The organism is Streptomyces sp. NPDC050617, assembly GCF_040654795.1.
Classification (GTDB): domain Bacteria; phylum Actinomycetota; class Actinomycetes; order Streptomycetales; family Streptomycetaceae; genus Streptomyces.
Genome location: NZ_JBFAIS010000003.1, coordinates 111,377 through 135,550 on the forward strand (window position 1 = coordinate 111,377; position 24,174 = coordinate 135,550).

Annotated in this window: 18 protein-coding genes; 5 read left to right on the forward strand and 13 right to left on the reverse strand. The window is 72.1% G+C overall.

Annotated features, from left to right (window positions below; translation table 11 throughout):
* Positions 1-85: 85 nt before the first annotated feature.
* The gene (locus AB0I49_RS05500; RefSeq protein ID WP_363225528.1) at positions 86-499 is read right to left on the reverse strand and encodes a Zn-ribbon domain-containing OB-fold protein; all 414 of its coding nucleotides are present in this window, start codon (positions 497-499) and stop codon (positions 86-88) included.
* Entirely contained in the window at positions 496-948 is a 453-nt protein-coding gene (locus AB0I49_RS05505) for a DoxX family protein (protein ID WP_363225529.1), read from the reverse strand. The genes AB0I49_RS05500 and AB0I49_RS05505 overlap by 4 nt, the downstream gene beginning before the upstream one ends.
* Before the next feature lie 303 nt (positions 949-1,251).
* On the opposite strand from AB0I49_RS05505, the gene AB0I49_RS05510 reads away from it, so the two are divergent.
* The 3 genes from AB0I49_RS05510 to AB0I49_RS05520 are packed head-to-tail and all read left to right on the forward strand — an operon-like array spanning position 1,252 to position 5,053.
* Positions 1,252-3,480: an acetate--CoA ligase family protein gene (locus AB0I49_RS05510; protein WP_363225530.1), complete on the forward strand. Its 2,229-nt coding sequence runs from the start codon at positions 1,252-1,254 to the stop codon at positions 3,478-3,480.
* Positions 3,481-3,505: 25 nt separating this feature from the next.
* A complete protein-coding gene (locus AB0I49_RS05515) occupies positions 3,506-4,324 on the forward strand; it encodes an enoyl-CoA hydratase-related protein (protein WP_363225531.1) in 819 nt (272 codons plus the stop codon).
* Between the two features lie 60 nt (positions 4,325-4,384).
* Positions 4,385-5,053, forward strand: coding sequence for a flavin reductase family protein (locus tag AB0I49_RS05520; protein ID WP_363225532.1), 669 nt, complete (start codon positions 4,385-4,387; stop codon positions 5,051-5,053).
* 95 nt (positions 5,054-5,148) lie between these two features.
* Here the strand turns inward: AB0I49_RS05520 and AB0I49_RS05525 are convergent, their stop codons facing one another.
* The 5 genes from AB0I49_RS05525 to AB0I49_RS05545 form a co-directional block, all read right to left on the reverse strand.
* Complete coding sequence (locus AB0I49_RS05525; RefSeq protein WP_363225533.1) at positions 5,149-6,117, reverse strand: hypothetical protein; 969 nt, start codon at positions 6,115-6,117, stop codon at positions 5,149-5,151.
* A 781-nt stretch (positions 6,118-6,898) separates the two neighbouring features.
* Entirely contained in the window at positions 6,899-7,966 is a 1,068-nt protein-coding gene (locus AB0I49_RS05530; protein ID WP_363225534.1) for a Zn-dependent alcohol dehydrogenase, read from the reverse strand.
* 120 nt (positions 7,967-8,086) lie between these two features.
* Positions 8,087-9,550: an aldehyde dehydrogenase family protein gene (locus tag AB0I49_RS05535; protein ID WP_363225535.1), complete on the reverse strand. Its 1,464-nt coding sequence runs from the start codon at positions 9,548-9,550 to the stop codon at positions 8,087-8,089.
* The gene (locus AB0I49_RS05540) at positions 9,547-10,752 is read right to left on the reverse strand and encodes an acyl-CoA dehydrogenase family protein (protein ID WP_363225536.1); all 1,206 of its coding nucleotides are present in this window, start codon (positions 10,750-10,752) and stop codon (positions 9,547-9,549) included. Before AB0I49_RS05540 ends, AB0I49_RS05535 begins: the two co-directional genes overlap by 4 nt.
* A 154-nt stretch (positions 10,753-10,906) precedes the next feature.
* On the reverse strand, positions 10,907-11,818 hold the full coding sequence (locus AB0I49_RS05545; protein ID WP_363225537.1) for an SDR family oxidoreductase: 912 nt from the start codon (positions 11,816-11,818) through the stop codon (positions 10,907-10,909).
* A 98-nt stretch (positions 11,819-11,916) separates the two neighbouring features.
* On the opposite strand from AB0I49_RS05545, the gene AB0I49_RS05550 reads away from it, so the two are divergent.
* Positions 11,917-12,843: a cyclase family protein gene (locus tag AB0I49_RS05550; RefSeq protein WP_363225538.1), complete on the forward strand. Its 927-nt coding sequence runs from the start codon at positions 11,917-11,919 to the stop codon at positions 12,841-12,843.
* 248 nt (positions 12,844-13,091) lie between these two features.
* Here AB0I49_RS05550 and AB0I49_RS05555 read toward each other — a convergent pair whose 3' ends face one another.
* The 4 genes from AB0I49_RS05555 to AB0I49_RS05570 all read right to left on the reverse strand — a co-directional run bounded on the left by AB0I49_RS05555 (position 13,092) and on the right by AB0I49_RS05570 (position 17,367).
* Positions 13,092-13,616, reverse strand: a complete 525-nt coding sequence (locus AB0I49_RS05555; protein WP_363225539.1) for an ATP-binding protein — start codon at positions 13,614-13,616, stop codon at positions 13,092-13,094.
* Between the two features lie 414 nt (positions 13,617-14,030).
* The gene (locus tag AB0I49_RS05560; protein ID WP_363225540.1) at positions 14,031-14,993 is read right to left on the reverse strand and encodes an acyl-CoA dehydrogenase family protein; all 963 of its coding nucleotides are present in this window, start codon (positions 14,991-14,993) and stop codon (positions 14,031-14,033) included.
* 2 nt (positions 14,994-14,995) lie between these two features.
* A complete protein-coding gene (locus AB0I49_RS05565) occupies positions 14,996-16,165 on the reverse strand; it encodes an acyl-CoA dehydrogenase family protein (protein ID WP_363225541.1) in 1,170 nt (389 codons plus the stop codon).
* The gene (locus AB0I49_RS05570) at positions 16,165-17,367 is read right to left on the reverse strand and encodes an amidohydrolase family protein (RefSeq protein WP_363225542.1); all 1,203 of its coding nucleotides are present in this window, start codon (positions 17,365-17,367) and stop codon (positions 16,165-16,167) included. Before AB0I49_RS05570 ends, AB0I49_RS05565 begins: the two co-directional genes overlap by 1 nt.
* A gap of 207 nt (positions 17,368-17,574) precedes the next feature.
* Here AB0I49_RS05570 and AB0I49_RS05575 point away from each other — a divergent pair, with 207 nt between their 5' ends.
* Positions 17,575-19,194 (forward strand): AMP-binding protein, encoded by a 1,620-nt coding sequence (locus AB0I49_RS05575; RefSeq protein WP_363225543.1) that lies wholly within the window; start codon positions 17,575-17,577, stop codon positions 19,192-19,194.
* Here AB0I49_RS05575 and AB0I49_RS05580 read toward each other — a convergent pair.
* Together AB0I49_RS05580 and AB0I49_RS05585 are read right to left on the reverse strand one after the other, a co-directional pair.
* Positions 19,176-21,959 (reverse strand): protein kinase, encoded by a 2,784-nt coding sequence (locus AB0I49_RS05580; protein WP_363225544.1) that lies wholly within the window; start codon positions 21,957-21,959, stop codon positions 19,176-19,178. The genes AB0I49_RS05575 and AB0I49_RS05580 overlap by 19 nt on opposite strands.
* Before the next feature lie 231 nt (positions 21,960-22,190).
* Positions 22,191-24,086 carry a serine/threonine-protein kinase gene (locus tag AB0I49_RS05585; RefSeq protein WP_363225545.1) on the reverse strand — a complete coding sequence of 632 codons (1,896 nt, stop codon included), beginning with the start codon at positions 24,084-24,086 and terminating at the stop codon, positions 22,191-22,193.
* Positions 24,087-24,174: the final 88 nt, after the last annotated feature.

A 24,174-nucleotide genomic window follows, 5' to 3' on the forward strand; every position in this document is an offset into this window, starting at 1 on the left:
CCTTCGCGCACTCCCCACCTCCGTCGCGCCCCGACGCCCGTTGCTCGGTCCTCGACGCCCCCGGACAAGCCCATCTGTACCGCATTCAACAGGGGCGGAAGACGGGCACTGCCACCGGGGGTTCGCCCGGGTCCGTACGGAAGTGGACACGCAGCGGCATCCCTATGCGCAGTTCTCCCTCCGGGCAGTCGACGATCTCGGTCATCATCCGGGGCCCTTCGGCCAGGTCCACGACGGCGGCGGTGTACGGAACGCGGTCGCCGAAGGGCGGCAGGTCGTTCAGGTGGACCACCGACCAGGTGTAGAGGACGGCCCGGCCGCTCGCCTCCTCCCAGCGGACGTCCTCACTCCAGCAGCCGGGGCAGAACTCGCGCGGGTAGTGGTGGACCAGCGAACAGGCCGCACAGCGCCGGATCAGGAGCCGTCCGTCGGCCGCCGCGTCCCAGTAGGGGCGGGTGAAGGCGTCGGTCTCGGGCAGGTCGAAGCGCGCCGCGCTCACAGGAACAACCCCATCACGTCGTCGAGGGACCAGGTCTGCCAGCTCATGGCGAGGAGGGCGACGAGCGATATGAGCGCCATCATCGCGTTCTGGCCCTGCTCAGCCCAGTCGTGGACCATGAGGACGAGGTAGAGCAGGTTGAGCAGGAGGCCGCCTATGAGCGCTATGGGGGTGAGGAGCCCGACCACGAGGCCCAGCCCCAGGGCGAGTTCGGCGTAGACGACGATGTACGCCATGGCCTTGGGCCGCGGGCTCACGACCTTCTCGAACCCGGCCGTCACCAAGCCCCAGCGGTGCTTGCCCGCTACGTCGGCGGCCCACGCGATGCCCGTACCACGCTCGAACCAGCCCTTCTTGTCCTTGTGCCGCCAGCTCTCCAGCCACCACAGCCCGAGCCCGATACGCAGCACCGCGAGCCATTCGGCCCCGCTGAGCCAGATCGTCTGCATCGCCCGCCCTTCTGCTCCCTGCCACTCTTCTGCTTCCTGCCGCCCCCGTACGCCCCGCCCTGCCGCTCCCCCTCCGCCCTTCCCGCGGCTCCCCGCCCATCCGGCGGTTCCCCGCACGTCCTGCCGGCCTCCGCACCCTTCAATTTTCTGACGGTACGTCAGTTCAACGGATGGGTAAGGGGTTACGCAAGGGGCTCGGCTCGGATCTCTTTCCCGTGCAGCCCCATTCCTGACGCAGCGTCAGTTCAGTAACCTGACTAGGCGTCAGCTAAGTTGGCCATCGAGCAGGAGTGGGCGAGAACGATGCTTGGATCGACTCACGGCACCCTCACCACCACCTCCCGTACGGCCCGCGTGCTGGCCTGCGGCGAGCAGGCGGCGACGCCCGCCGTCCACGGCAGGGCCGCACCGGCCGAGGACGTGGATGTCAGCGGCCGGGCCCTGCGCTCGGACGTACCCGACCTCGACCGCTTCTTCCGGCCCTCCTCCGTGGCCGTCGTCGGCGCGTCCGACGCCGAGGGGCGCCCCAACACCGGCATCACCCGTCAGCTCATCGCCTGGGCCGAGCGCGTCGGAGCCCGCCTCCACCCCGTGCACCCCACCCGCACCAGCGTCTTCGGCCTCCCCTGCTGTCCGAGCGTCGCCGACCTTCCCGAAAAGGTCGACCTGGCCGTTCTCCTCGTCGGCGACCCGACCCCCGTCATCGAGGAACTGGCGGACGCCAAGGTCCGCTTCGCCGTCGCCTTCGCCTCCGGCTTCGCCGAGACCGGTGAGGCGGGCGCGGCCGCACAGCAGCGGCTGGCGGCCGCCGTCGAACGCTCCGGGATCCGCCTCCTCGGCCCGAACACCAACCTCAACGCCTTCGAGAAGTTCCGCGACGATCTCGACGGCCCCGCCATCGCCCTCATCACCCAGTCAGGCCACCAGGGCCGCCCCGTCTTCACCCTCCAGGAACTCGGCATCCGGCTCTCCCACTGGGCCCCGACCGGCAACGAAGCGGACCTGGAGACAGCGGACTTCATCTCCTACTTCGCCACCTGCCCCGAGGTCGGCGCCATCGCCGCGTATGTGGAAGGGCTCAAGGACGGTCGCGGCTTCCTCCTCGCCGCCGACCGGGCCGCCCGCAACAAGGTGCCGGTGGTCACCGTCAAGGTCGGCCGCACCGAGACCGGCGCCCGGATGGCCGCCTCCCACACCGGCAAGCTCACCGGCGCGGACGAGGTGGTGGACGCCGCCATGCGGCAGTTCGGCGTGATCCGGGTCGACGGGCTCGACGAGCTCCAGGACACCGCGGCCCTGCTCGCCCGCGCCCGCCCGCCGCGCGCCGACGGCGTCGTGGTCTATTCGATCTCGGGCGGAACGGGCGCGCACTTCTCGGACCTGGCGACCGCCGCCGGGCTCGAACTCCCCACGCTCGGCGCGACGAAGCAGGCCGAGCTCCACCAGTGGATACCCGACTACCTCAGCGTCGCGAACCCGGTCGACAACGGCGGCCACCCCGTGGGCGACTGGCGCGGCCGCAAGATCATCGACGCGATCCTCGCCGACCCCTCCGTCGGCGTCCTCATCTGCCCGATCACCGGCCCCTTCCCGCCCATGAGCGACAAACTCGCCCAGGACCTGGTCGACGCGGCCGAACAGACCGACAAGCTGGTGTGCGTCGTGTGGGGGTCCCCCGTCGGCACCGAGGACGCCTACCGCACCACCCTGCTCGGCTCCTCCCGCGTCGCCACCTTCCGCACCTTCGCCAACTGCATCACCGCCGTCCGCGCCTACCTCGGCCACCACCGCTTCACCGCGAGCTACCGCTCCCCCTTCGAGGACGCCCCGCGCACCCTCTCCCCTTCCGCGCGCAAGGCGCAGGCACTGATGCGTCCGGGCGAGCAGCTCAGCGAGCATGCCGCGAAGCAGCTGCTGCGCGCGTACGGCATTCGCGTGCCACGCGAGCAGCTGGTGACCAGCGCGGCGGCGGCCGTGCGGGCGGCGGGCCTGGTCGGCTATCCCGTCGTCATGAAGGCGTCCGGACCGCAACTCGCCCACAAGAGCGAACTCGGCCTGGTCAAGGTCGGCCTGACCTCCGCCAGCCAGGTCCGGGACGCCTACCGCGAACTCACCGACATCGCCCGCTACGAAGGCGTGCCGCTCGACGGCGTACTCGTCTGCCAGATGATCGCGCGCGGCGTCGAAATGGTCGTCGGCGTCACCCCCGACAGCCTCTTCGGCCCCACCGTCACCGTCGGCCTCGGCGGCGTCCTGGTGGAGGTCCTGCGGGACGCGGCGGTGCGCGTACCGCCGTTCGGCGAGGACCAGGCCCGCGCGATGCTCGGCGAACTGCGCGGCCGCACCCTGCTCGACGGCGTCCGCGGCGCACCGCCGGCCGATGTGGACGCCCTCGTCGAAGTCGTCCTGCGCGTCCAGCGCATGGCCCTCGAACTGGGCGACACGCTCGCCGAACTCGACATCAACCCGCTGCTGGTGCTGGAACGCGGCCAAGGCGCCGTGGCGCTGGACGCGCTCGCCGTCTGCCACTGACCCGAAGATCCGGAGCCGCTCCCCCATGACTTCCTCCCCCGAAGAATCCGTTGAGTCATTGATACGGCACACCACTGACAACGGGGTCTCGTGGATCACCCTCAACCGCCCCGCAGCGATGAACGCCGTCACCTGGGACCAGCGAGAACGCATCATTTCGCTGCTCGACGAAGCCTCCGCCGACCCGGCCGTACGAGCCGTCGTGATCACCGCGACGGGCAAGGGCTTCTGCGCCGGCGCGGACCTCCGCGGCGCCCCCGCCACCGGCGGCGCCGAGCGCGTGGCGGGCGATGTGGCCCGTACGATCCGGCGCGGCGCCCAGCGGCTGGTCAGCGCCGTCCTGGACTGCGAGAAGCCCGTCGTCGCCGCCGTCAACGGCACCGCGGCGGGGCTCGGCGCGCACCTCGCGCTCGCCTGCGATCTCGTGCTGGCGGCGGAATCGGCCCGGTTCATCGAGGTGTTCGTGCGGCGCGGACTCGTACCGGACGGGGGCGGCGCGTACCTCCTGCCGCGGCTGGTGGGTCCGCAGCGCGCGAAGGAGCTGATGTTCTTCGGCGACGCGCTGCCCGCCGCCGAGGCGGAGCGGCTGGGCCTGGTCAACCGGGTCGTGGCCGACGCGGAGCTGGCGAAGGTCGCGCGGGAGTGGGCCGAGCGGCTGGCCACGGGCCCCACCCGCGCGCTCGCCCTCACCAAACAGCTGGTCAACGCCTCGCTCGACACCGACCGTACGACTGCCTTCGCGGCCGAGGCCGCCGCGCAGGAGATCAACATGACGACATCGGACGCGCGGGAGGGCGTCGCGAGCTTCGTCGAGCGACGCACCCCCGAATACCGAGGAGGCTAGCCAAGTGTCACGTTCTGTCCATCACTTCCCATCCAAAACCTCGTCAGATTCAATGAAGTCATGATGGGACACGCAGGGATGGCAGCCACCGCCGTGCGCTATCTGCGGTCGGTGGGTGCGCCCACCACAGCCGGTCAGCCGGTCGATCCGCTCCCCCGCCCCGACCTGCGCGCGGTCGGCGAGGACGAACGCTCCCCCGTCGAGGCGGCCGAATTCCGGCGCGTCCTCGGCAATTTCGCGAGCGGCGTCACCATCGTCACCGCGCCCGCCGAGCCGGAAAACGGGACAGGCAGGCCGGACCCCAGAGCCCCCTCCGGCCCGGCCGGTTTCGCCTGCCAGTCCTTTTCGTCGCTCTCCCTCGACCCGCCGCTGGTCGCCTTCATGGTGGCCCGTACGTCCACGACCTGGCCGCGCATCGCCCGCGCCGGCGTCTTCTGCGTCAACATCCTGGGCGCCGGGCAGGGCGACCTGTGCCGCGGCTTCGCGGTGAGCGGCGCGGACAAGTTCGCCGGGGTGCCGTACGAGCCGTCGCCGGTGACCGGATCGCCGCTGCTCACGGGCGTACCCGCGTGGATCGACTGCACCATTCACACCGTGCACACGGGCGGCGACCACCTCATCGTCGTCGGCCGCGTGGAGGCGCTCGGCGCTGCGGAGGACGAGGACGTGACCGCGGCGGGTCCGCTGCTCTTCCACCGGGGGACGTTCGGCTCGTTCGGCAGCCTCTGAACCACACCGTCGGGCTCAGGGCCAGTCGGGCTCAGGGCCAGTCGGGCTCAGGGCCAGTCGGGCTCAGGGCCGAGGGGTCCGCTCGTCAGCGCTGATCAGTGCCCGTCGGCGCCGACGGCACCGGCACGGTCCTGGCCGCTGCCGTGGTCATGGCCGTGCGAGCCGTGGTTCCGTCGCGCCTGCTGCTCGGCCTTCTTCTTCGTCGTCTTCGTCAGCACATAGCGCTTGCCGGAACCCGGCTTCCCTATCTCGTGGAACATCCGCGGCTTCTTGGCCGTACCGCCGACGCTCCACTCCCGCACCAGTTCACAGGCGTTGATCCGCATGGACACGCCCTGGACGTGACCGCTCTCCTTCACCGAACTCCAGGTCCCGGTGCCCTCGCAGTCCTTCGGCTTGTCCTTGCCGGTGCCGTCCCACACGAAGTTGTCGAGCCCCTCGGCGACGGCCTTCCCGTCCTTGGCCAGCTCCACCATGCCGCCGTGCCCGTCGCTCCAGGTGCCCTCGATGTCCGAGGCGCTGAGGCGGGGCGGTTTGTAGACGCTGACCAGCCCGGTTCCGTACGCGGCCGTGCCGAGCACAGCGACGCCGAGCCATGCCACGGCGGCGTTGCGCGCGACCCGCCGCACGAGACGCCCGCTGCGGCCCTCGCGGGCCCGCCCCCCGGCGGTCCGCGCGACCACGGTCGCCGGCGCGAGGGCGGCGGTGAGGGCGGCCCACCACTCCAGGTACGTCAGGGGCTGCGCGAGCGCCCGGCTGCCGAGCGCGGCCACCGCCCCGAACGCGCCGACCAGCACCGCCGACACCACCGGTACGGCCGCGAGGGCCCTCCACCAGTTGTCGGTGCGCTCCTTGCGCCGCGCCCACCAGCGCGCGAGCGACAGCGCGGGCATGACCGCGATGGCGGAGACGAAGCCGCTCAGCAGCACGCCGACGAGGCCGAGGGCGAGCACCGCCGCGACGATCACCGCGGCGCTGCCGGGCAGGCCGTCGTGCTCGCGCGCGAGCACGACGAAAACGGCCAGGGTCCCTCCGATGACGGCTTCGGCGCACAGCGTCGCCATCGAGGAGCAGAAAGCCGACCCGAAACCGTCCTCTACGGCCTCTGCGTCCTTGCCGGTCTCGGCGGCCTCTGCGTCTTCGGCGCCCTTGGCGCTCTGGACGCCTCCGGCGTCTTCGGCCTTCTCCGGAGGCGTATCCTCCGCGGCCTTCCCGTCTCCCGCGACCCCCTCGTCCTCCGCCGCCTCCCGGGGCTTTCGGGGCTTCCGAGGGCTCGCCTTCGTCAGGTCGACGCGAGCGGAGGCCGGGCCGGGGGCGGCATCTGGCCCAGGAGCGTCGTCCTGCCCAGCGGAGGCATCCGGGCCAGGTACACCGGCCGGACCAGGAGTACCGGCCGGTCCGGGGGCGGAGCCCGGGGCTGTCCGGGGAGCGGCGGGCGCGGCCGTTTTCGGGCGCACCGATTCCCCGTCCGCCTCCGCCGGTATAGCGCCAGGCCCCGTCTGCTGAGTCATATCCGCCCCTCTCACCAAGAATGATTCCTTGTGGGGCCGGAAGGTTCCGCTCCAAATGGGCCGGCCGTCGGGGCTCTCAACGGGCGACGGCACGCGCCGGTGCCCGCACCTCTCCTACGGGGCCGCCCTCTGAACCGCACGCCGGCCCCGTCACCGCCTCAATCGCCCGGCGAATCGGTCCTGTTGATACCGACACGCACCGACTGTCCCGTACGCACCACCCACCCCGTACGTACGGGAACCCTCACCCGGAGCCAACAGTGTGGTCCTCGTCACTATCGGCCGCTCATCGCACCCTCAGGGGCGGGCTCCGCAGGCTGTGCGGTACGGAGTGTCAGAAGGTGAGCACGCAGCGCGCCACCCGCCCGTGGTGGGCGTCGTCGGCGGCTTTCGCGAAGTCCTCCACCGGATAGGTCTCCGTGATCAGCTCGTCCAGCAGCAGCCGGCCCTCGCGGTAGAGGCGCGCGTAGAGGGCGATGTCGCGCTGCGGTCGCGAGGAGCCGTAGCGGCAGCCGAGTATCGACTTGTCGAGGTACATGGACGAGACGAGGAAGGACGCCTGCGCGTCGGCCGGGGGCACGCCGAGCAGGACGGCCTGGCCGTGCCGGTCGAGGAGGTCGACCGCCTGCCGGATCAGTTTGGTGTTGCCGACGCATTCGAAGGCGTGGTCCGCGCCGGTCGGCAGGATTCCCTTCACCGCGGCCGAGGTGTCCGGCGTGGTGGAGGCGTCGACGAAGTGGGTCGCGCCGAACAGCCGGGCCGCCGCTTCCTTCGACGGATTCGCGTCCACCGCGACGATCGTCGACGCCCCGGCGAGACGCGCCCCCTGCAGGACGTTGAGGCCGATGCCGCCCGCGCCGATGACGACGACCGATTCGCCCTGGCCGACCTCGGCCCGGTTGAGCACCGCTCCTACGCCGGTCAGCACTCCGCAGCCGATGAGCGCGGCCGAGGTCAGCGGCACATCGTCGGGGATCTTGACGGCCTGGACGGCTTTGACGACCGTGCGCTCGGCGAAAGCGGAGTTGGAGGCGAAGTTGAAGAGCTTCGCGCCGCGCCGCGTGAAGGGCTGCCCCGGCATGCCGATGGCCTTGCGGCACATGGTCGGACGGCCCCGGTCGCACTCGGCGCACGTGCCGCAGTTGGCCAGGGTGGACAGGGCCACGTGATCGCCGGGCGCCACGTGCACGACGCCCGCGCCGACCGCCTCGACCACGCCCGCGCCCTCGTGGCCGAGCACCACTGGCACCGGAAAGGGGATGGTGCCGTCGATGACCGAGAGATCGCTGTGGCACAGGCCGGCCGCGACGACCGCGACCAGCACCTCGCCGGGGCCCGGCTCGCGGATCTCCAGGTCATCGACGACCTGGGGCTGTTTGCCGTCGAAGATGACGCCTCGCATTTTGCCGTCCCTTCAAGGTGGCCTTGACCAAGGCCGGAGAGGAAATCCACAGAGGAATCCGGTGCGGAAGGCGGGGTCCGGTTCCCGGGCCCCGCCGCGGTGCCCTTGCGTTGCCGCTGGTCAGGAGGGCCAGACCACGGATTGGAGCTCGCTGTACGCGTGCAGGCCGAACGATCCGCCGTCGCGGCCGACGCCGCTGTCCTTGAAACCGCCGAACGGGGTCTCGGGGTGCCGCTGCACGGTGTTGATGCCGATGTTGCCGCTGCGCAGGCGGGCCGCGAGCGCCCATGCGCGGCCCGCGTCGGAGCTGAAGATGTAGTCGTAGAGGCCGTACGAGGTGCCGTTGGCGATACGGACGGCCTCGTCCTCGTCGTCGAAGGGGATCGCGACGACGACCGGGCCGAAGAGCTCCTCGCGCGCGACCGTCATATCGGGGGTGACATCGGCGATGAGGGTAGGCGGGACGTAGAAGCCCGGCTTGAGGTCGGGGCGCGCGCCGCCGACGACGATGCGGGCGCCCTGGTCACGGGCGCCGGCGATATACGCCTCGACGCGGTCGCGCTGGGCCGCGGAGATCAGCGGGCCGACGATCGTGGAGTTATCCACAGGGTCCCCGACTGTCAGTGCTCGCGCGTACTGTTTGAGATCGGCGACGACCTTCTCGTACAGCGATCGATGGACGAGCACGCGGGTCGGCGCCGTGCAGATCTGTCCGCTGTGGAACGACCAGACCGAACCGACCGCCCTGATCGCCGACGCGACCGTCTTGTCGTCGGCATCCCCCAGGACGATGGCCGCGCCCTTGCCTCCCAGCTCCATCAGGGTGCGCTTCATCGACCTCCCAGCGGACTCGGCGATCTGCTTTCCCACCGCGGTGGACCCGGTGAAGCTGACCATGTCGACGTCCGGGTGGGACACGAGTTCCTCCCCGGCGGCGACCCCCGATCCCGTGACGACGTTGAAGGCGCCGTCCGGCAACCCGGCCTCCTTGAGGATGGGGCCCAACTCCAGGCAGGCCAGCGGGTCTTGCGGCGCCGGCTTGGCGACCACGGTATTGCCCATGGCCAGGGCGGGCGCCGCCTTGCCCGCGAGGTTGACGATGGGGAAGTTGTAGGAGGTGATGCACCCGATCACGCCCATGGGGCGGCGTACGGCGGCGGCGCCGATGAGTCCGCCGGGGGCCAGCGCGCTGGCCCGCACGGGCTGCGGCGCCAGCGGGACGACATCCGGTTCGAGCGCGCCGCGCGCGTAGCGGCGGAAGCGGTCGGCCGCGGTGGGCACCTGCATGGTCGAGGCGAGGCGCATGGTCGCGCCGGTCTCGGCCTGGAGCAGGGGCACGAGGTCTCCGCCGTGTTCGGTGAGGAGATCGGCTATCCGGTCCAGCACGGCCGCGCGTTCGCGCGGGTCGGTGCGGGACCAGCCGTCATAGGCGGCCCGCGCGGCGGTCACGGCAGCGGCGACTTCGGCTCGCGTCGCTTCCGGGGCCTCCCCGACGACCTCTTCGGTCGCCGGATTGACAACTGCATAGTGCCCTTGGGCGGGCTCGCACCAGGAGCCGTCGATCCAGTGCCCGTACGCGGTCATCGGGACTCCTTCGGCAGGCCGAGCACCCGCTCGGCGATGATGTTGCGCTGGATTTCGTCCGAGCCGCCGTAGATGGTGTCGGCGCGTGTGAAGAGGAAGAGGCGCTGGAGGGCGTCGAGTTCGTATGGGCGCTCGGTGTCCCAGGCGGCGGGGCCGAGGGCCGAGGCCGTGCCGCGGACCCGCATGGCCAGTTCGCCGAGCCGCTGGTGCCAGCCGCCCCACAGCAGTTTGGCGACGCTGGGCGCGCCGGGCACATCCGTGCTGCCCAGCGTCCGCAGGGCGTTCCAGCGCATCGTCTGGAGCTCGGCCCATTGCCGTACGAGCCGGTCGCGCAGTACCGGTTCCGCTGCGGTGCCGCGCTCCAGGGCGAGGCGGATCACCTGGCGCAGCTCGGCGGCGAAGCCGATCTGCTGGACGAGCGTGGAGACTCCGCGTTCGAGGGCGAGGAGGCCCATGGCGACCTGCCAGCCGTTGCCCTCCCGGCCGACGAGGTGGTCGGCGCTCGCCAGCGCCCCGTCGAAGAACACCTCGTTGAATTCGGCGGTCCCCGACATCTGCCGGATGGGCCGGACCTCGATGCGGCCCGGCTGGTCCATCGGCACGAGCAGGAAGGAGAGTCCGTGGTGGCGGCGGGAGTCGTGGTCCGTTCTGGCCAGTACGAAGCACCAGTGGGCGTCCTGGGCGAGCGACGTCCATATCTTCTGGCCCGTGATGCGGTACGGGCCGCCGGGCGCGGCATCGCGGGTGGCCGTGGTCCGCAGTCCGGCCAGGTCGGAGCCGGCGTCGGGCTCGCTGTAGCCCTGGCACCACAGTTCCTGGCCCCGGGCGATGGGGGGCAGGAACCGCTCCCGCTGCTTCTCGTCCCCGTAGGCGATCAGGGTCGGGGCCAGCAGGTTCTCGCCGATGTGGCCGACGCGTCCGGGCGCACCCGCGCGGGCGTATTCCTCGGCCCAGACGACCTGTTGGGTCAGGGTCGCGGCGCGGTTGCCGTAAGAGCCTGCCGTGCGGTCCCAGCCGAGCCCGATCCAGCCGGCCGCGCCGAGTTCACGCTCCCAGGCACGGCGGATCTGGGGGAGCTCATGTTCGCTGCCGGGTCCGCCGTGGCCCGCGGCCTGGGCGAACTCGCCGGTCAAGTGTGCCGAGAGCCATTCCCGCGCCTCTTCGCGAAAGGTCTCGTCCTGTGGCCCGAAGGCGAAATCCACGGCGTCTCCTTCCTTCCGCGCGCACCGCGCGGGTTCGCCCGGCTGCGCGCCGGCCGGGCTGCGGCTCGGGGCCGCCGGGCCGAGGCCGCCTCGCAGGGGCCGCCTCCTCGGGGCCGCCTCGTGGGGGCGGCACTCCGCGCCATTGCCAGCGGCTTCACGCGTTGGGGCGCTCCTTGGCCGCCGCGGCGGCCGCCATCGCCTCCAGTTGCGCCAGCATCGGCATGGGGTCCGTGCCGACCGTTCCGGGCAGGAAGTCGGCGATCTTCTCGGGGGTCCACGCGCCGTCCGCGTAGGCGGACCGCAGTTCACGGGGCTGGGCCCAGACCGCGATCTTGGGGCCGGCGATCGTATAGACCTGCCCGGTGATCTTCTCCTCGCGGGCTCGTTCGCTGAGCAGATAGACGACGAGCGCGGCCACGTCCTCCGGTTCGCCGATCTCCTTGAGCTCCATCGGCACGTTCGCCGACATCCGGGTGCGGGCCACAGGGGCGACGCAGTTGGCGGTCACCCCGTATTTGTTGAGGCCCAGGGCGGCGCTGCGCACCAGGGAGATGATGCCGCCCTTGGCGGAGGAGTAGTTGGCCTGGGCGACGCTGCCCTGGTGGTTTCCGCTGGTGAAGCCGATGAGGGTGCCGGAGCCCTGCTTGCGCATCACCGCCGACGCGGCCCGGAAGACGGTGAAGGTGCCCTTGAGGTGGGTGGCGATGACCGGGTCCCACTCCTCCTCGGACATGTTGAAGAGCATCCGCTCGCGCAGGATTCCGGCGACGCATACGACGCCGTCGATCCGCCCGTACCGCGTCAGGGCCGCGTCGACGATGCGCTGGCCGCCCTCCATCGTCGCGACGTCGTCCGCGACGGCGACAGCCTCGCCGCCGGCCGCTTCGATCTCCTTCACCACCGACGCGGCGACCTCGCTGGTGGGCTCGCCGCCCTCGATGGATACGCCGTAGTCGTTGACGACGACCTTCGCGCCCTCGGCGGCGCACGCGAGGGCCACCGCTCGCCCGATGCCGCGGCCGGCCCCGGTTATGGCGATCACCTTGCCGGCCAAGAAGTTCCCCACGTCGCGCCCCTTCCCGCGTTTTCTGACGGACCGTTAGATTTTTGAGCAGACGGCAGCCGAGCACAAGACCCAGTGGACAACCGATCCCAGGAGGACCCGTGGCCCTGCCACCCGAGTTCCACGACATCGCCAAGCGCGTCAACAACTGGGGGCGTTGGGGTGAAGCCGACGAGATCGGCACCCTCAACCTCATCACCGCCGACACCGTCCGCGCGGCCGCCGGGGCGGTACGGAGCGGGCGCCGCATACCCCTGGCCGTCCCGCTGCAACAGGACGGCGTACAGACCGGGATGATCCCCGGCAGGGTCAACCCCCTGCACACGATGGTCGCCGTCAACATGGAGATGTTCGGCCCCGACACCGTCGCCACCAGCGACGACGTGGTGACCATGGGCCTGCAGGCAGGGACCCACTGGGACGGGCTCACCCATGTCTCGCACAGCGGCAAGCTCTACAACGGCCGCCCGGCGGACTCGATCACCGCGCACGGCGGAGCCACGTTCCACGGCATCGAGAAGGCCGGCCCCCTTCTCTCGCGCGGGGTCCTGCTGGACGTCGCCCGCGCCCGCGGCGTCGACCGCCTGGAAGGCGGGCACGCCGTCACGCCGGAGGACCTGGCAGCGGCGGAGGAACTGTCCGGCGCCGAGGTCCGCTCCGGCGACATCGTGCTCATCCGGACCGGCCAGATCCAGCACTACCTGGCGGGCGACAAGCACGCCTACGCGTTCCCCTCGCCCGGACTCTCCATCCGGACGCCCGAGTGGTTCCACGCCCGCGACGTGGCCGCCGTCGCCAACGACACCCTGACCTTCGAGATCTTCCCGCCGGAGATCGAGGATCTCTGGATGCCCGTGCACGCCCTCGATCTCGTCGAGATGGGCATGCCGCAAGGCCAGAACTGGAATCTGGAGGAGCTGTCCCAGGCGTGCGCAGAGGAAGGCCGCTACGCGTTCCTCCTGTCAGCCCCGCCCGAGCCGTTCGCCGGCGGGACGGGCGCACCAGTCGCGCCGGTGGCCGTGCTGTGAATCCGGTCCGGCCGCGCGACGGGCCGGACGGTCGGGCGGCGGTGCGCGCGTACGCGCCCCGAGCACGGCACAGCGCACCGCCACCCGGCTCCGACGCTCAGACCACGTGGGCGCGTCGGGCCACGACCCGCACTCGCCGAGACTGCCCGGTCTACACCGGACTCTCGACGTCCCCTCGCGACGAATCGCTCAACCCAAGAGTGATCAAACGGACACGACACGTCAACACCTGGTCTGGACTTTGTGGGTTACGCCCCATTTGTCACGGCGCGCGGCGGGTCATACGCCCCGGCCAAGAGCGACTGGGCGCGGTCCACCTCGCACCAGATGCTCTTGCCCGCACCCTCCGGCCGCCAGCCCCACCGGTCGGCGAGCCCGTCGACCAGCTCCAAGCCGCGGCCGCCCGTCTCCTCGCCGTCCGCGTGCCGCTGACGCGGCGGACGCGCGCTGATGTCGGCGACCTCCACGCGGACCGTGCCGACGCCGACGCCCGCCTCCGTCGCGGCGGCCCCGCCACGGCTGTCGGCGTCACGCCGCCCGTCGCCCCCGAGACCGGCGCGGACGACCGGGAAGAGCATGCGGAGCACGGCCGGACAGCCCGTGTGCACCACCGCGTTGGTGACCAGTTCCGAGATCAGCAGCAGGAGCGTGTCGGCCAGCGGCTCATCCGCGCCTACCCCCGAACCGGCGAGCCGCGAACGGGCCCACCTCCGGGCTCGCCCCACCTCCGCGGGGTCGGGCCTGATCTCCATCTGCACCTGAAGCACCTGCACCGCTCACACCATCCGAACCGGCGGACACATCGCCTCGCATCTCCGAGAGGTCACGGACCGTGATCCCCTTGCGAGACAGCATGGTTGACGTTCAGTCACCCCAACAAGCGCTTCGGGCATATTCCGGCGCAAAGGAGTATGCGTGCTGCATACTGTGCGACGCGCGCCACGGGGACTCGAACAATCGAGGTTTACGGGCCTCCACCCGGCGGGAGCGGCGCACATTCCCTCTTCCGGAGTTGCCTCATCGGCAACGCCAGGGGGGTTGCGCCTCAGAACCACTCGCACCCAAGGGAGCGTACCCGAGCCCGGGACCGACTCCCCCCTGTGACGAGTCACCCTTAGGACACAACCCGGTATCAACGCTCGGTGACCGCTTATATGGTGCAGATAGGTGATTTCACCCGATGTCCTCTACGGGATGACATTCCCCTCGGCCAGCAGTTCTTCCGCGAGTTCCTCCTCACCGGCAGCCGCCGACTGCCACCGCCGCGCCCTCAGCCAGGCCCGCTTGAGGTGCAGATGGACATCCGCCTCCCACGTGAACCCCATGCCGCCGTGCACCTGCAGACAGTCGCGGGCGTTGCGCACGGCGGCCTCGTCGGCGAGCAGTTTGGCCGCCGCGACATCTCCGGGTTCCCGCGTGACCGACGCCGCGTACACCGCGCTCCTGGCCACCTCGGCACGCACGAGCATCTGCGCGCACAGATGCTTCACCGCCTGGAAGCTCCCGATCGCCCGGTCGAACTGGGTGCGCTCCTTGGCATACGAGACCGCCGCCTCGACCGTACGGACAGCACTGCCCAGCTGTTCCGCGGCGGTCAGCAAGGCCGCTTCCCGGCGGAGCCGGGAAGCGGCGCCCCCGAGCGGACAGCCCCCCTCGGGCACCACGACGCGGGCCAGCGGCGTCAGCGGGTCGACGGAGCGGATCGCCGTCGCGGCCAGGGAGGACGGGTCGACGCTGTACAGCTCAGGGTCGCCGAGGAAGATCAACTCCTCGCATTCCGCCGGGTGTTCCCAGAGCCCCTCCTTCGCTGTCGCGTCGCACATCCCGACGACCCGCTCACCGCTCGCCGCCCCCGCCACCAGGCCGGCCGCGAGGTGGGTGGCGATCAGGGGGCCCGGCAGCAGCACGCGGCCCGCCTCCTCGAAGAGGAGCACGGCCTCGGGCAGCCCCAGCCCCACGCCTCCCTCGTCCTCCGGCAGCCGCAGGCCGAAGAGCCCGGCCTCGCCGAGTTCGCGCCACAGGGCCCGGTCGACGACCGGCCCGTCGCCGTCCGCGGCGGCGCGCAGCCGCTCCCGCGGAAACCGGCCCGCCAGCAGCTCGCGCACGCCGGACCGGAGCGCCCGCTGGTCCTCGGTCAGCTGAAAGTCCATGATCACCGCCCTTTCGGAAGACCGAGGATGCGCTCGGCGACGATGTTCGCCTGGATCTGGGACGTACCGGCCGCGATCGTGTACGACAGCGACGACAGCCGGTCCGCCACCCACTCGTGGTCCACGTCCAGCGCCCCCTCCCCCAGGACCTCGGCCGCCGCGTCGTACAGCTCCTGCCTGGCGTGCGAGTAGCGCAGCTTGAACACGGAGCCGCCCACCCCCGGCACGCCGCTGCCGCCGTCCCGCAGCGACCGCTGCGCCTCGCTGACGTTCCACTGGGTGAGCCGCCACAGCGCGCGGAACTCCGCGGACAGCCGGCCGAGCCGCCGGCGCAGCACCGCGTCGTCCCAGAGCCCGTTCGCGCGGGCCGTTCGGGCCAGCTCGCCCAGCACCCGCCGGCAGGCGACGACCTCGCCGACGAAGGCCGTGCCGCGCTCGAAGGAGAGCGTCACCATGGTCACGCGCCAGCCGTCGTTCTCCGCTCCGATCCGGTGCGAGAGCGGCACCCGCACCTCGTCGAGGAACACCTCGGCGAACTCCGCGGACCCGGCCAGCGTCCGCAGCGGCCGGACGGTGACGCCAGGCGCGTCCATCGGCATGGCGAGCCAGGAGATCCCCCGGTGCTTGGGGGCCGAGGTGTCCGTACGGACCAGCAGTTCGCACCAGTCGGCGATCTCGGCGTGCGAGGTCCAGATCTTGCTGCCGCTGACGACGTAGGAGTCGCCGTCGCGGACCGCCCGGGTCCGCAGCGCCGCCAGGTCGGACCCGGCGTCGGGCTCCGAGAACCCCTGGCACCACACCTCGTCGCCGCGCAGGATGGGCGGCAGCCAGCGCGCCCGCTGCTCGGGCGTCCCCTCGGCCGCGATGGTGGGCCCCGCGTGCAGGGTCCCCACGAAGTTGGCCCCCACATACGGCGCGCCCGCCCGTTCCGTCTCCTCCAGAAAGATCAGGTGCTGGGTGGGCGTGGCCCCCTGGCCGCCGGCATCGCGGGGCCAGTGCAGTCCGGCGTACCCGGCTTCGTACAGCGCCCGCTGCCACGCGCAGTCGTAGGCCCGGCGGCCCGGCCAGTCGGCGGCCTCGGGCTTCGCCGGGAGTGCGGCCAGCGCCGGACCGAGCCAGGCGCGCAGCCGCCGACGGAAGTCCTCCTCTTCCTCTGTGCGGGAAAGGTCCATCAGCGGCGGGGCTCCCGGTCGAGGTCCAGACCGAGCATGCGGATGGCGTTGCCCCGCATGAGTTTGTAGACCGTCTCGTCGTCCAGGCCCTTCACGTGGTCGAGCGCGACCTCCTTGGTGTGGGGGAAGGTCGAATCCACATGCGGGTAGTCGGTCTCGAACGTCGCGTTGTCGCGGCCCACCACATCGAGTGACGCGACACCGTGTTTGTCGCGGAAGAAGCAGCAGAAGATCTGCCGGTAGTAGTAGGAGGACGGCGGTTCGGGGATCAGGTCGCGCACCCCGCCCCACGCCCGGTGCTCCTCCCACACGTCGTCCGCGCGCTCCAGGGCGTAGGGGATCCAGCCCATCTGGCCTTCGCTGTAGGCGAGTTTGAGGGTCGGGAACTTCACCAGTACGCCGCTGAAGAGGAAGTCCATCATCGACGCCATGGCGTTGTTGAAGGAGAGGGACGCCTGCACGGCGGGCGGTGCGTCCGGGGAAGCGGCGGGCATCTGCGAGGACGAGCCGATGTGCATGTTGACGACGGTGCCGGTCTCCTGGCAGACGGCGAAGAACGGGTCCCAGTAGCCGGAGTGGATGCTGGGCAGCCCCAGATAGGTGGGGATCTCGCTGAAGGTCACGGCCCGCACGCCCCGCGCCGCGTTCCGCTTGATCTCCGCCACGGCGAGGCCGACGTCCCAGAGCGGGATGATGCACAGCGGGATCAGCCGCCCCCCGCTGTCGCCGCACCACTCCTCCACCATCCAGTCGTTGTAGGCCCGTACGCAGGCGAGGGCCACTTCCTTGTCGTGCGCCTCGGCGAACGTCTGCCCGCAGAAGCGGGGGAAGGTCGGGAAGCAGAGGGACGCCTCCACGTGGTTGAGGTCCATGTCCCGCAGCCGCTCGGCGGGGTCCCAGCAGCCGCGCCGCATCTCGGCGCGGGTGATGCCCTCCAGCGTCATGTCGTCGCGGTCGAAGCCGACGGCGGCGATATTGCGCTTGTACGGGAACTTGAGGTCCTCGTAGATCCACCAGTCCGTCGGGGGGCCGTCCGGGTCCATGGTGATGACGTACTTCCCGCCGGTGTACTCCAGTTCGCCGATCCCTTCCGTCAGCGGCTTGGGTCCGCGGTCCCGGTATCTGGCCGGCAGCCAGGTATCGAAGAGGTGCGCGGGCTCGATCACGTGGTCGTCGACGCTGACGATGCGCGGTAGCTCCATGGTTTCCCCTCACGCATGGCGATGATCTCTATGGCGCGGACTGCTCGGACTGCTCGGACTGCTCGGACTGCTCGGACTGCTTCCAGGCCATTTCTGATGGGTCGTCAGATATGCAGGCTAGCCCCGCCCCCTCTGGACCGACAAGGCGCAGCGGCCTACGCTTCGCGGATATTCTGACGGTGCATCAGATCAGCGGAGGCGGCACTCATGCGCGAGCACACTGATCCCGGCAACGGCACCCGACTCGCCCACGAGCTGGAGGGCTCCCGCACCCTGTGGGAGCTCCTGGACCGCCGCGCGGCCCGCACCCCCGAAGCGCCGGTCCTCATCGACGCCGCTCCGTCGCCCGGCGACGACCGGAAACTGACATTCGGCGCGCTGCGCGACCGGGCCGAACGGGTCGCGGCAGGACTCCACGGCCTCGGCGTGCGCCCCGGCAGCCGCGTCGCCTGGCAGCTGCCCACCCGCATCGAGACCGCCGTCCTGACCTTCGCCCTCGCCCGCGTCGGAGCCGTGCAGACCCCGCTCATCCCCTTCTACCGCGACCGCGAGGTCGGCTTCGCGCTCCGGGCGGCCGAGGCCGAGTTCTTCGCCGTCCCCGGCACCTGGCGCGGCTTCGACCACACGGCGATGGCCCACCGCGTCAGCCGCGAACTCCCCGCTCCTCCAAGCGTCTTCGAGGCGTACGACGCGCTCCCCGAGGGCGACCCGGCGGTCCTCCCCCCGCCCCCGGCGGACGGCACGGCGGTCCGCTGGATCTACTGGACCTCGGGCACCACCTCCGACCCCAAAGGGGTCCTGCACACCGACCGCAGCCTCATCGCCGCCGGCGCCTGCCTCGCCCACGCCCTGCGCCTGAGCACCGAGGACGTCGGCTCGATGGCCTTCCCGTACGCCCATGTCGCCGGGCCCGACTACACCGTGATGCTGCTGCTCCGCGGCTTCCCCGCCGTCATGCTGGAGCACTTCTCGATGCCCGGCTCACTCGACGCCTACCGCCGCCACGGCGTCACGGTCGCCGGCGGCTCCACCGCCTTCTACTCGATGTTCCTCGCGGAACAGCGCAAGGACCCCGGCCGCAGGCTCCTCCCCGCGCTCCGGCTCATGGCGGGCGGCGGCGCGGCCAAGCCGCCCGAGCTGTACTACGAGGTGGTCCGCGAGATGGGCTGCCAGCTCACCCACGGCTACGGCATGACCGAGGTCCCGATGATCACGATGGGGGCGCCCGACGACACCCCCCACAACCTCGCCACCACCGAGGGCCGGCCGCCCGAAGGGATGGAGATCCGCATCGTGGACGGCGACGGCACACCCCTGCCCGCCGGGCAGGACGGGGCCGTACGGCTGCGCGGCGAAGCCGTCTGCCGCGGCTACCTGGACGCCGCGCAGACCGCCGAGGTCTTCGACCGCGACGGCTTCCTCATCACCGGCGACCTCGGCCACCTCACGCCCGGCGGCCACCTCGTGCTCACCGGCCGCGAGAAGGACATCATCATCCGCAAGGGCGAGAACATCTCCGCCCAGGAGATCGAGCGGCTCCTCTACGAGCACCCGGACGTCGAGGACGTCGCCGTCATCGGCCTCCCCGACCGGGACCGCGGGGAGCGGGTCTGCGCCGTCGTCCAGCAGCCGGCCGGAGCGGCCCCGCTCGGCCTCGGCGCCGTCTCCGCGTACCTGCGCGCCGCGGGACTCTCCGTGCACAAGGTCCCGGAGCAGCTGGAGCTGGTCGAGGCGCTGCCGCACAACGAGACGCTGCGCAAGGTGCTCAAGTACCGGCTGCGCGAACAGTTCTCCGAGCCCGCCCCCGGTCAGACCTCCGCGCGGTAGGTGGCGGTGGCCTGGTCGTAGAACCGGTCCACGGCGCGCTGCTCGTTGGCCGGACCGATCACCTGGAGCAGGTGGTAGCGGCCTTCGATGATCATCGCCGCGTTGCGCACGTACACCTGGCGTCCGCTGCTGTCGTTCCAGGTGAACGTGCCCTCCGCCATCGCCGTTCGCCCCACGTCGATGCGGCGCAGCCCCGAGGCGCCCGACCAGGACGAGGAGCGGTACGGGGCCAGCTCCGGCTCCTTGTCCTGCTGGTACGCCATCGGGTCGGACCCGTACTCCGACACCTTGTCCCGGCCCGGCACCACGATCAGCTCGTAGTCCCCGCCGATGTAGACGACCTGGCCGCGGTCGTTCTCGCCGCGCCGCTGCCAGGTCTTGTCCACGGACACGGCGAACCCCTTCGGGTCCTGGCGCAGCGCGAAGCCCTTGGCGACCCCGGCGGGCTCGGACGTCTGGGGCTCCTGTTCCCCCATGGAGGCCGCGGCGGAGGAGCCGGGCGCGCGCTTCGCGCCCGTGCCGTCGGGTGCGGCGCTCTGCGCGCCGGCCGCGCCCGTACGGTCCGTACGCCCCTGGCCCGCGGTCTTCTCGCCGCGCGGCATGAACAGCAGGGCGTAGGCGATGGCCCCGGCCAGCGCCACGAGGATGAGGAGCAGCAGGAGCCGCCCCAGCCGCCGGGGAGCGCGCCTCTGCCCCTCGCGCGCGGGCCGGGCGGTCCGCTCCGGCCGCTCGGTGTGCTCCATCTTCAGCTGCTGCGAGCGCGGCGGGGCCGGCTGCTTGGTAACGGTGCGGTGCGGCGTCCTATGGGCCTTCTTGTGCCGGCCGTGCGGGACGGCCGCCGACGCGCCGGAGCGCCGCCTGCGCACCAGTTCCCCGCGCCGCCGCTTGATGGGCAGCCGGCTCGGGTCGGAGGGCGCGCCCGGACCGATGGACGGCACGGTGACGGTGCGGCTGCCGAGTTCCGGCTCCGGGGCGGACCGGATCAGCGAGCGGAGCCAGCCCCGCAGCTCCTCGAAGTCGGGGCGCTCGGCCGGGTCCTTGCGCATCAGCGACTCGACGACGGGGCGCAGCGACCCGCACTCCTCCGCGTAGGCGGGCGGCTCCGCGCAGACGAGCTGGACCAGTTCGGCGGCGGTCTCCTCGGGGTAGGGCGCGTGTCCTTGCACGGCCCGGAACAGCAGGGTTCCCAGGGCCCACAGGTCGGCGGCCGGGCCGACGGGCGGCGCGAGCCGCCAGTTCTCGTGCACCGGTCCGGCCTGCTCGGGCGCCCACCGCTCGGTGACGGGGCCGACGACCACCATCCGGGCCTGCCGCGCCCGTTCCGCGTCCAGGGCCGTCTGCGGGCCGCGCCCCTGATGGCCGTTTCCGCTGTGGCCCCACGGCTCCGTGGAGTCCGTACGCGCACGGCCGTTGCCGCCTGGACCGGCGGACACGGCCGCCCCGCTCGCCGCGGCGGCACTAGCCGCCCCTTCGACCCCCACACCGGCCTCGTACCCGGCGCCCCCTTGGGTCACGGGCGCGCCCGAGGAAGGATGGGGTACGGCCTCTTCGCCCGTGGGTCCGGCGATCCGGCGGAGGGTGCTCTGCAATCCGGTCTTCACGAGGGCGTCGGCGCTCCACGCGGTGCTGTCCGGCGCGGGCCCCGTGGGCGCGGTGCCGCTCGCGGCACTGCCGCCGCCCCATGTCGCGGTCCCTCCGGAGGCTTGGGAGGAGTCGTCCGGCGCGTCCGTGTCGGCGTTCGCCCGCGCGGCGGCCTGCGTTCCGGCCCGGTATGCGGCTATCGCCCCGGCCCGCACGGCGCGCGGGTCCGGCCCGGCCGCACCGCCCTGCGGGGGCCCCTGCGCCCCGGCGCGCGCGCCGGGCTGGGGCGTGCCGGCCTGGGGCAGGAAGCCGCCCGCCGCTCCCTGGTCGCGGTAGGCGGGGCCGGTGGGGGCCTGGGGCAGGGACCCGTTGCGGGCGGGTGCGGGAGGCCGCTGTCCGGAGCCGCTGTCGGCCGCGCGGGCCGCGGCTATCGCGGCCCGGCCGCCGGACGACGGCCCCACGGGCCGGCCCGGCGCGGAAGCGGAACCGGCCGGGCCTTCCACCGACCCCGCGGGCACGGCGGGCCGCGGGCCGGCGCCGTCGCCTCTCGGGTACTCGGGCGGCACCGGATCGTAGCCGCAGAGCGCCTCTTCCGCCGCCCCCGCCGCGAGCCCGGTGAGGACCGCCCGGCCGTCATCGCAGACCAGGACCGTACGGGCGGTGATGTTGCGGTGGGTCCAGCCGTGCGCGTGCAGCGCGCGGAGGGCGGTCAGGACGTCGGCGGCGACCTCGGCGGCGCGGTGCGGGGTCAGCGTGCGTTCGGCGAGGAGCGCGGCCAGCGGCCGGGCGGGGATGAGTTCGCTGACGATCCACAGGCTGCCGGCCTCGGCGAAGACGTGGAAGACCTGGTCGAGCCGGGGGTGGTCGGGCACCTGGGCCGCGGCGGTGGCGGCGTCGAGGGCGCGGCGCACGGCCGGGTCGCCCGCGCCCTGGGTCGTACGCCCGCCGCGCGGGCCCGCGGTCCGCCCGCCGTTCCCGGCCTCCTCGCCGACGGCTCCTCCGCCGAGGCCCCCCTCGCCGACGACCTCCGCGTCGACGACCTCGGGCAGCGGGATCTGCCGTATGAGGACCTCCTGCCCGCTGTAGGCGTCGAAGGCCCTGGTCTCGACGAGTTCGAACTCGTCGGAAGGCGGCAGCGGAAGGCGGTAGCGGTCGGCAAGGACCCGTCCCGCGTAGTCGTCCACGACGCCTCCCCAAGCACGAGACTCACCATCTCGCGCCAGCTATCGCCCGAAACCTCGACAGACCCCGTCAGCAACCGCCAAGTGCGGTCGTTCTCCTGCTATTTGTGGCTGCGTACGGTCCACGGGCTCTCACGATACGTGCCCAGCCGCCCCCTTGGGACCGTACGGCCCAGTACGTCGCTTCGTACGCGTGCTGTGAGCCATTTCGGCCGGGGTGCGGTGCCGCCCGGCTCAGCCCTCGGGTTTGAAGGAGGCGAAAGCGGCCTCCCGCAGCTCCCGACACTGGGCGTCCTTCCACTTGTCCTTCTCGCAAGTGATCATGATGGCGTAGCCATGGCTGTCGTCGACCTTGAAACCCCGGTTGACGACCTGCACCCGCTTGCCGCTCTGGTCCCGCTCGAAGTTCCAGTCCGCGACGGTCGGGTAGTCGTGACCGGCCCACTTGCCGACGGTCTCGATGCCGAGGCCCTGATAGCCCTTCATCCCGCCGTTCTCCGCGCCGCTCTGCGCCGATCGCCACGCCTGCGCCGCGTCCGACTGCGGCTGTGAGCCGAAGTCGACCTGGAGGCGCGGGAAGCCGCCCGCCGCGCTGTATATGGCGCCGGAGTGATCGCCTGCGGTAGCCGTCTGCTCCCAGCCCTTGGGCATCGCGATGCTGAAGTGGTACTCGCCGTTCTTGACCGGTTCGTACCCCTCGGGGAGGCCGCCCGGGTCCGCCGTGCGGGCCGGTTTGCGGTCCGCTTCGTCCGTCGAGGCCGATCCGGTCGGCTGCCCGGCTCCCTTCTCGCCCTTCGCGCCGCCGGCCGCCGCGGGGGCCGAGCCGGAGGACGCCGCCTTGTCGTCCTTGGAGTCGGAGGAGCCCTTGCCCTTGTCGTCATCGCCGCTGAGGGCGACGGCGAGCACCGTGGCGAGCACGGCGAGCACCACGACCGCGGCCACCACCAGGAGCGTCCGCTTGGGCACCACGTCCGTGATCGACGCGCGCGGCGGAGTGCCCGGAGCCGAGCCGCCGCCGGGCGCGGACGACGAGGTGTTCCGGCCGTCGGTCCCGGACGCCTTGGACTTGGCCGCCTCCGTCGCGGACGCCGCCGCGTTCCGTACGGACTTCAGGGCTCCGCGCATACGGTCCGCCGCCGCGTCCGCGGCCCGCGGCCCGGTGCCGGATTTCTCCAGCGACAGCGGCGGGGAGGAGGGGACGGGCGGCACCGGGGCCGGGGCCGGGGGCAGCGCCATCGCGCGCGTCGGCTCGACGACGTCCGGCTCGGGGGTCTTGCGGCCCTGGTCCTCGGGCGCGTTGACCGCGCTGGTGAGCAACGCCCGCGCCCCGGACTCGTCCAGCCGCTTCTCGGGATCCTTGGCGAGCAGGCCGTAGATGACCTCCTCCAGCGCCCCGGCGTGCTTCGGCGGCTCCATCGGCTCGGTCATCACGGCGGTGAGCGTCGCTATGGCCGAACCCTTGTCGTACGGCGGTACGCCCTCCACCGCGGCGTACAGCAGGCCGCCGAGCGACCACAGGTCGGCGGGCGGTCCGGGCTTGTGGCCGCGGGCCCGCTCCGGCGAGATGTACGAGGGGGCGCCGACCAGCATGCCGGTGGAGGTGACCGACGGGTCGCCCTCGACCTGCGCGATACCGAAGTCGGTGAGCACGACGCGGCCGTCGTCGGCGATCAGGACGTTCGACGGCTTCACGTCGCGGTGCAGGATGCCCTCGCGGTGCGCGGCGCGCAGCACGTCGAGGATGGCGAGGCCGGCCTCGGCCGCCCGTCTCCACGGGAGGGGCCCGTCCTCCCGGATCGCGTCGGCGAGCGAGCGGCCCTCGATCAGCTCCATGACGATCCACGGCCGGTCGTCCTCGTCGACGACGTCGTAGACCGTGACCGCGCCGTTGCTGCGGATGCGGGCGATCGCCTTCGCCTCGCGCAGCGTACGGGTGATCAGGCGGCGCTTCTCGTCCTCGTCGATGCTGGACGGGAAGCGCAGTTCCTTGACCGCGACCGTACGGCCCAAGGTCTCGTCGCGCGCACGCCACACCGTGCCCATGCCGCCCCGGCCGAGTACCTCACCGAGCCGGTACCGACCAGCCAGGAGGCGCCCTGTCGTGCCCTGCGTCTCTTCCGCCTCCGACATGCGTCCCCTCTGGCAATCAGCTCTGCGATCAACCCACCCTGGCAGAGCGTCCATTGTCTCTCATCCGCGGACCGGGGGAAGGCCAGGG

Bases quoted from the DNA above. Each gene is read 5' to 3' on its own strand.
- AB0I49_RS05520 (WP_363225532.1), top strand. From the start codon at position 4,385: ATGATGGGACACGCAGGGATGGCAGCCACCGCCGTGCGCTATCTGCGG.
- AB0I49_RS05535 (WP_363225535.1), bottom strand. From the start codon at position 9,550: ATGACCGCGTACGGGCACTGGATCGACGGCTCCTGGTGCGAGCCCGCC.
- AB0I49_RS05525 (WP_363225533.1), bottom strand. From the start codon at position 6,117: ATGGCGACGCTGTGCGCCGAAGCCGTCATCGGAGGGACCCTGGCCGTT.
- AB0I49_RS05565 (WP_363225541.1), bottom strand. From the start codon at position 16,165: ATGGACCTTTCCCGCACAGAGGAAGAGGAGGACTTCCGTCGGCGGCTG.
- AB0I49_RS05560 (WP_363225540.1), bottom strand. From the start codon at position 14,993: ATGGACTTTCAGCTGACCGAGGACCAGCGGGCGCTCCGGTCCGGCGTG.
- AB0I49_RS05505 (WP_363225529.1), bottom strand. From the start codon at position 948: ATGCAGACGATCTGGCTCAGCGGGGCCGAATGGCTCGCGGTGCTGCGT.
- AB0I49_RS05510 (WP_363225530.1), top strand. From the start codon at position 1,252: ATGCTTGGATCGACTCACGGCACCCTCACCACCACCTCCCGTACGGCC.
- AB0I49_RS05515 (WP_363225531.1), top strand. From the start codon at position 3,506: ATGACTTCCTCCCCCGAAGAATCCGTTGAGTCATTGATACGGCACACC.
- AB0I49_RS05530 (WP_363225534.1), bottom strand. From the start codon at position 7,966: ATGCGAGGCGTCATCTTCGACGGCAAACAGCCCCAGGTCGTCGATGAC.
- AB0I49_RS05575 (WP_363225543.1), top strand. From the start codon at position 17,575: ATGCGCGAGCACACTGATCCCGGCAACGGCACCCGACTCGCCCACGAG.
- AB0I49_RS05570 (WP_363225542.1), bottom strand. From the start codon at position 17,367: ATGGAGCTACCGCGCATCGTCAGCGTCGACGACCACGTGATCGAGCCC.
- AB0I49_RS05585 (WP_363225545.1), bottom strand. From the start codon at position 24,086: ATGTCGGAGGCGGAAGAGACGCAGGGCACGACAGGGCGCCTCCTGGCT.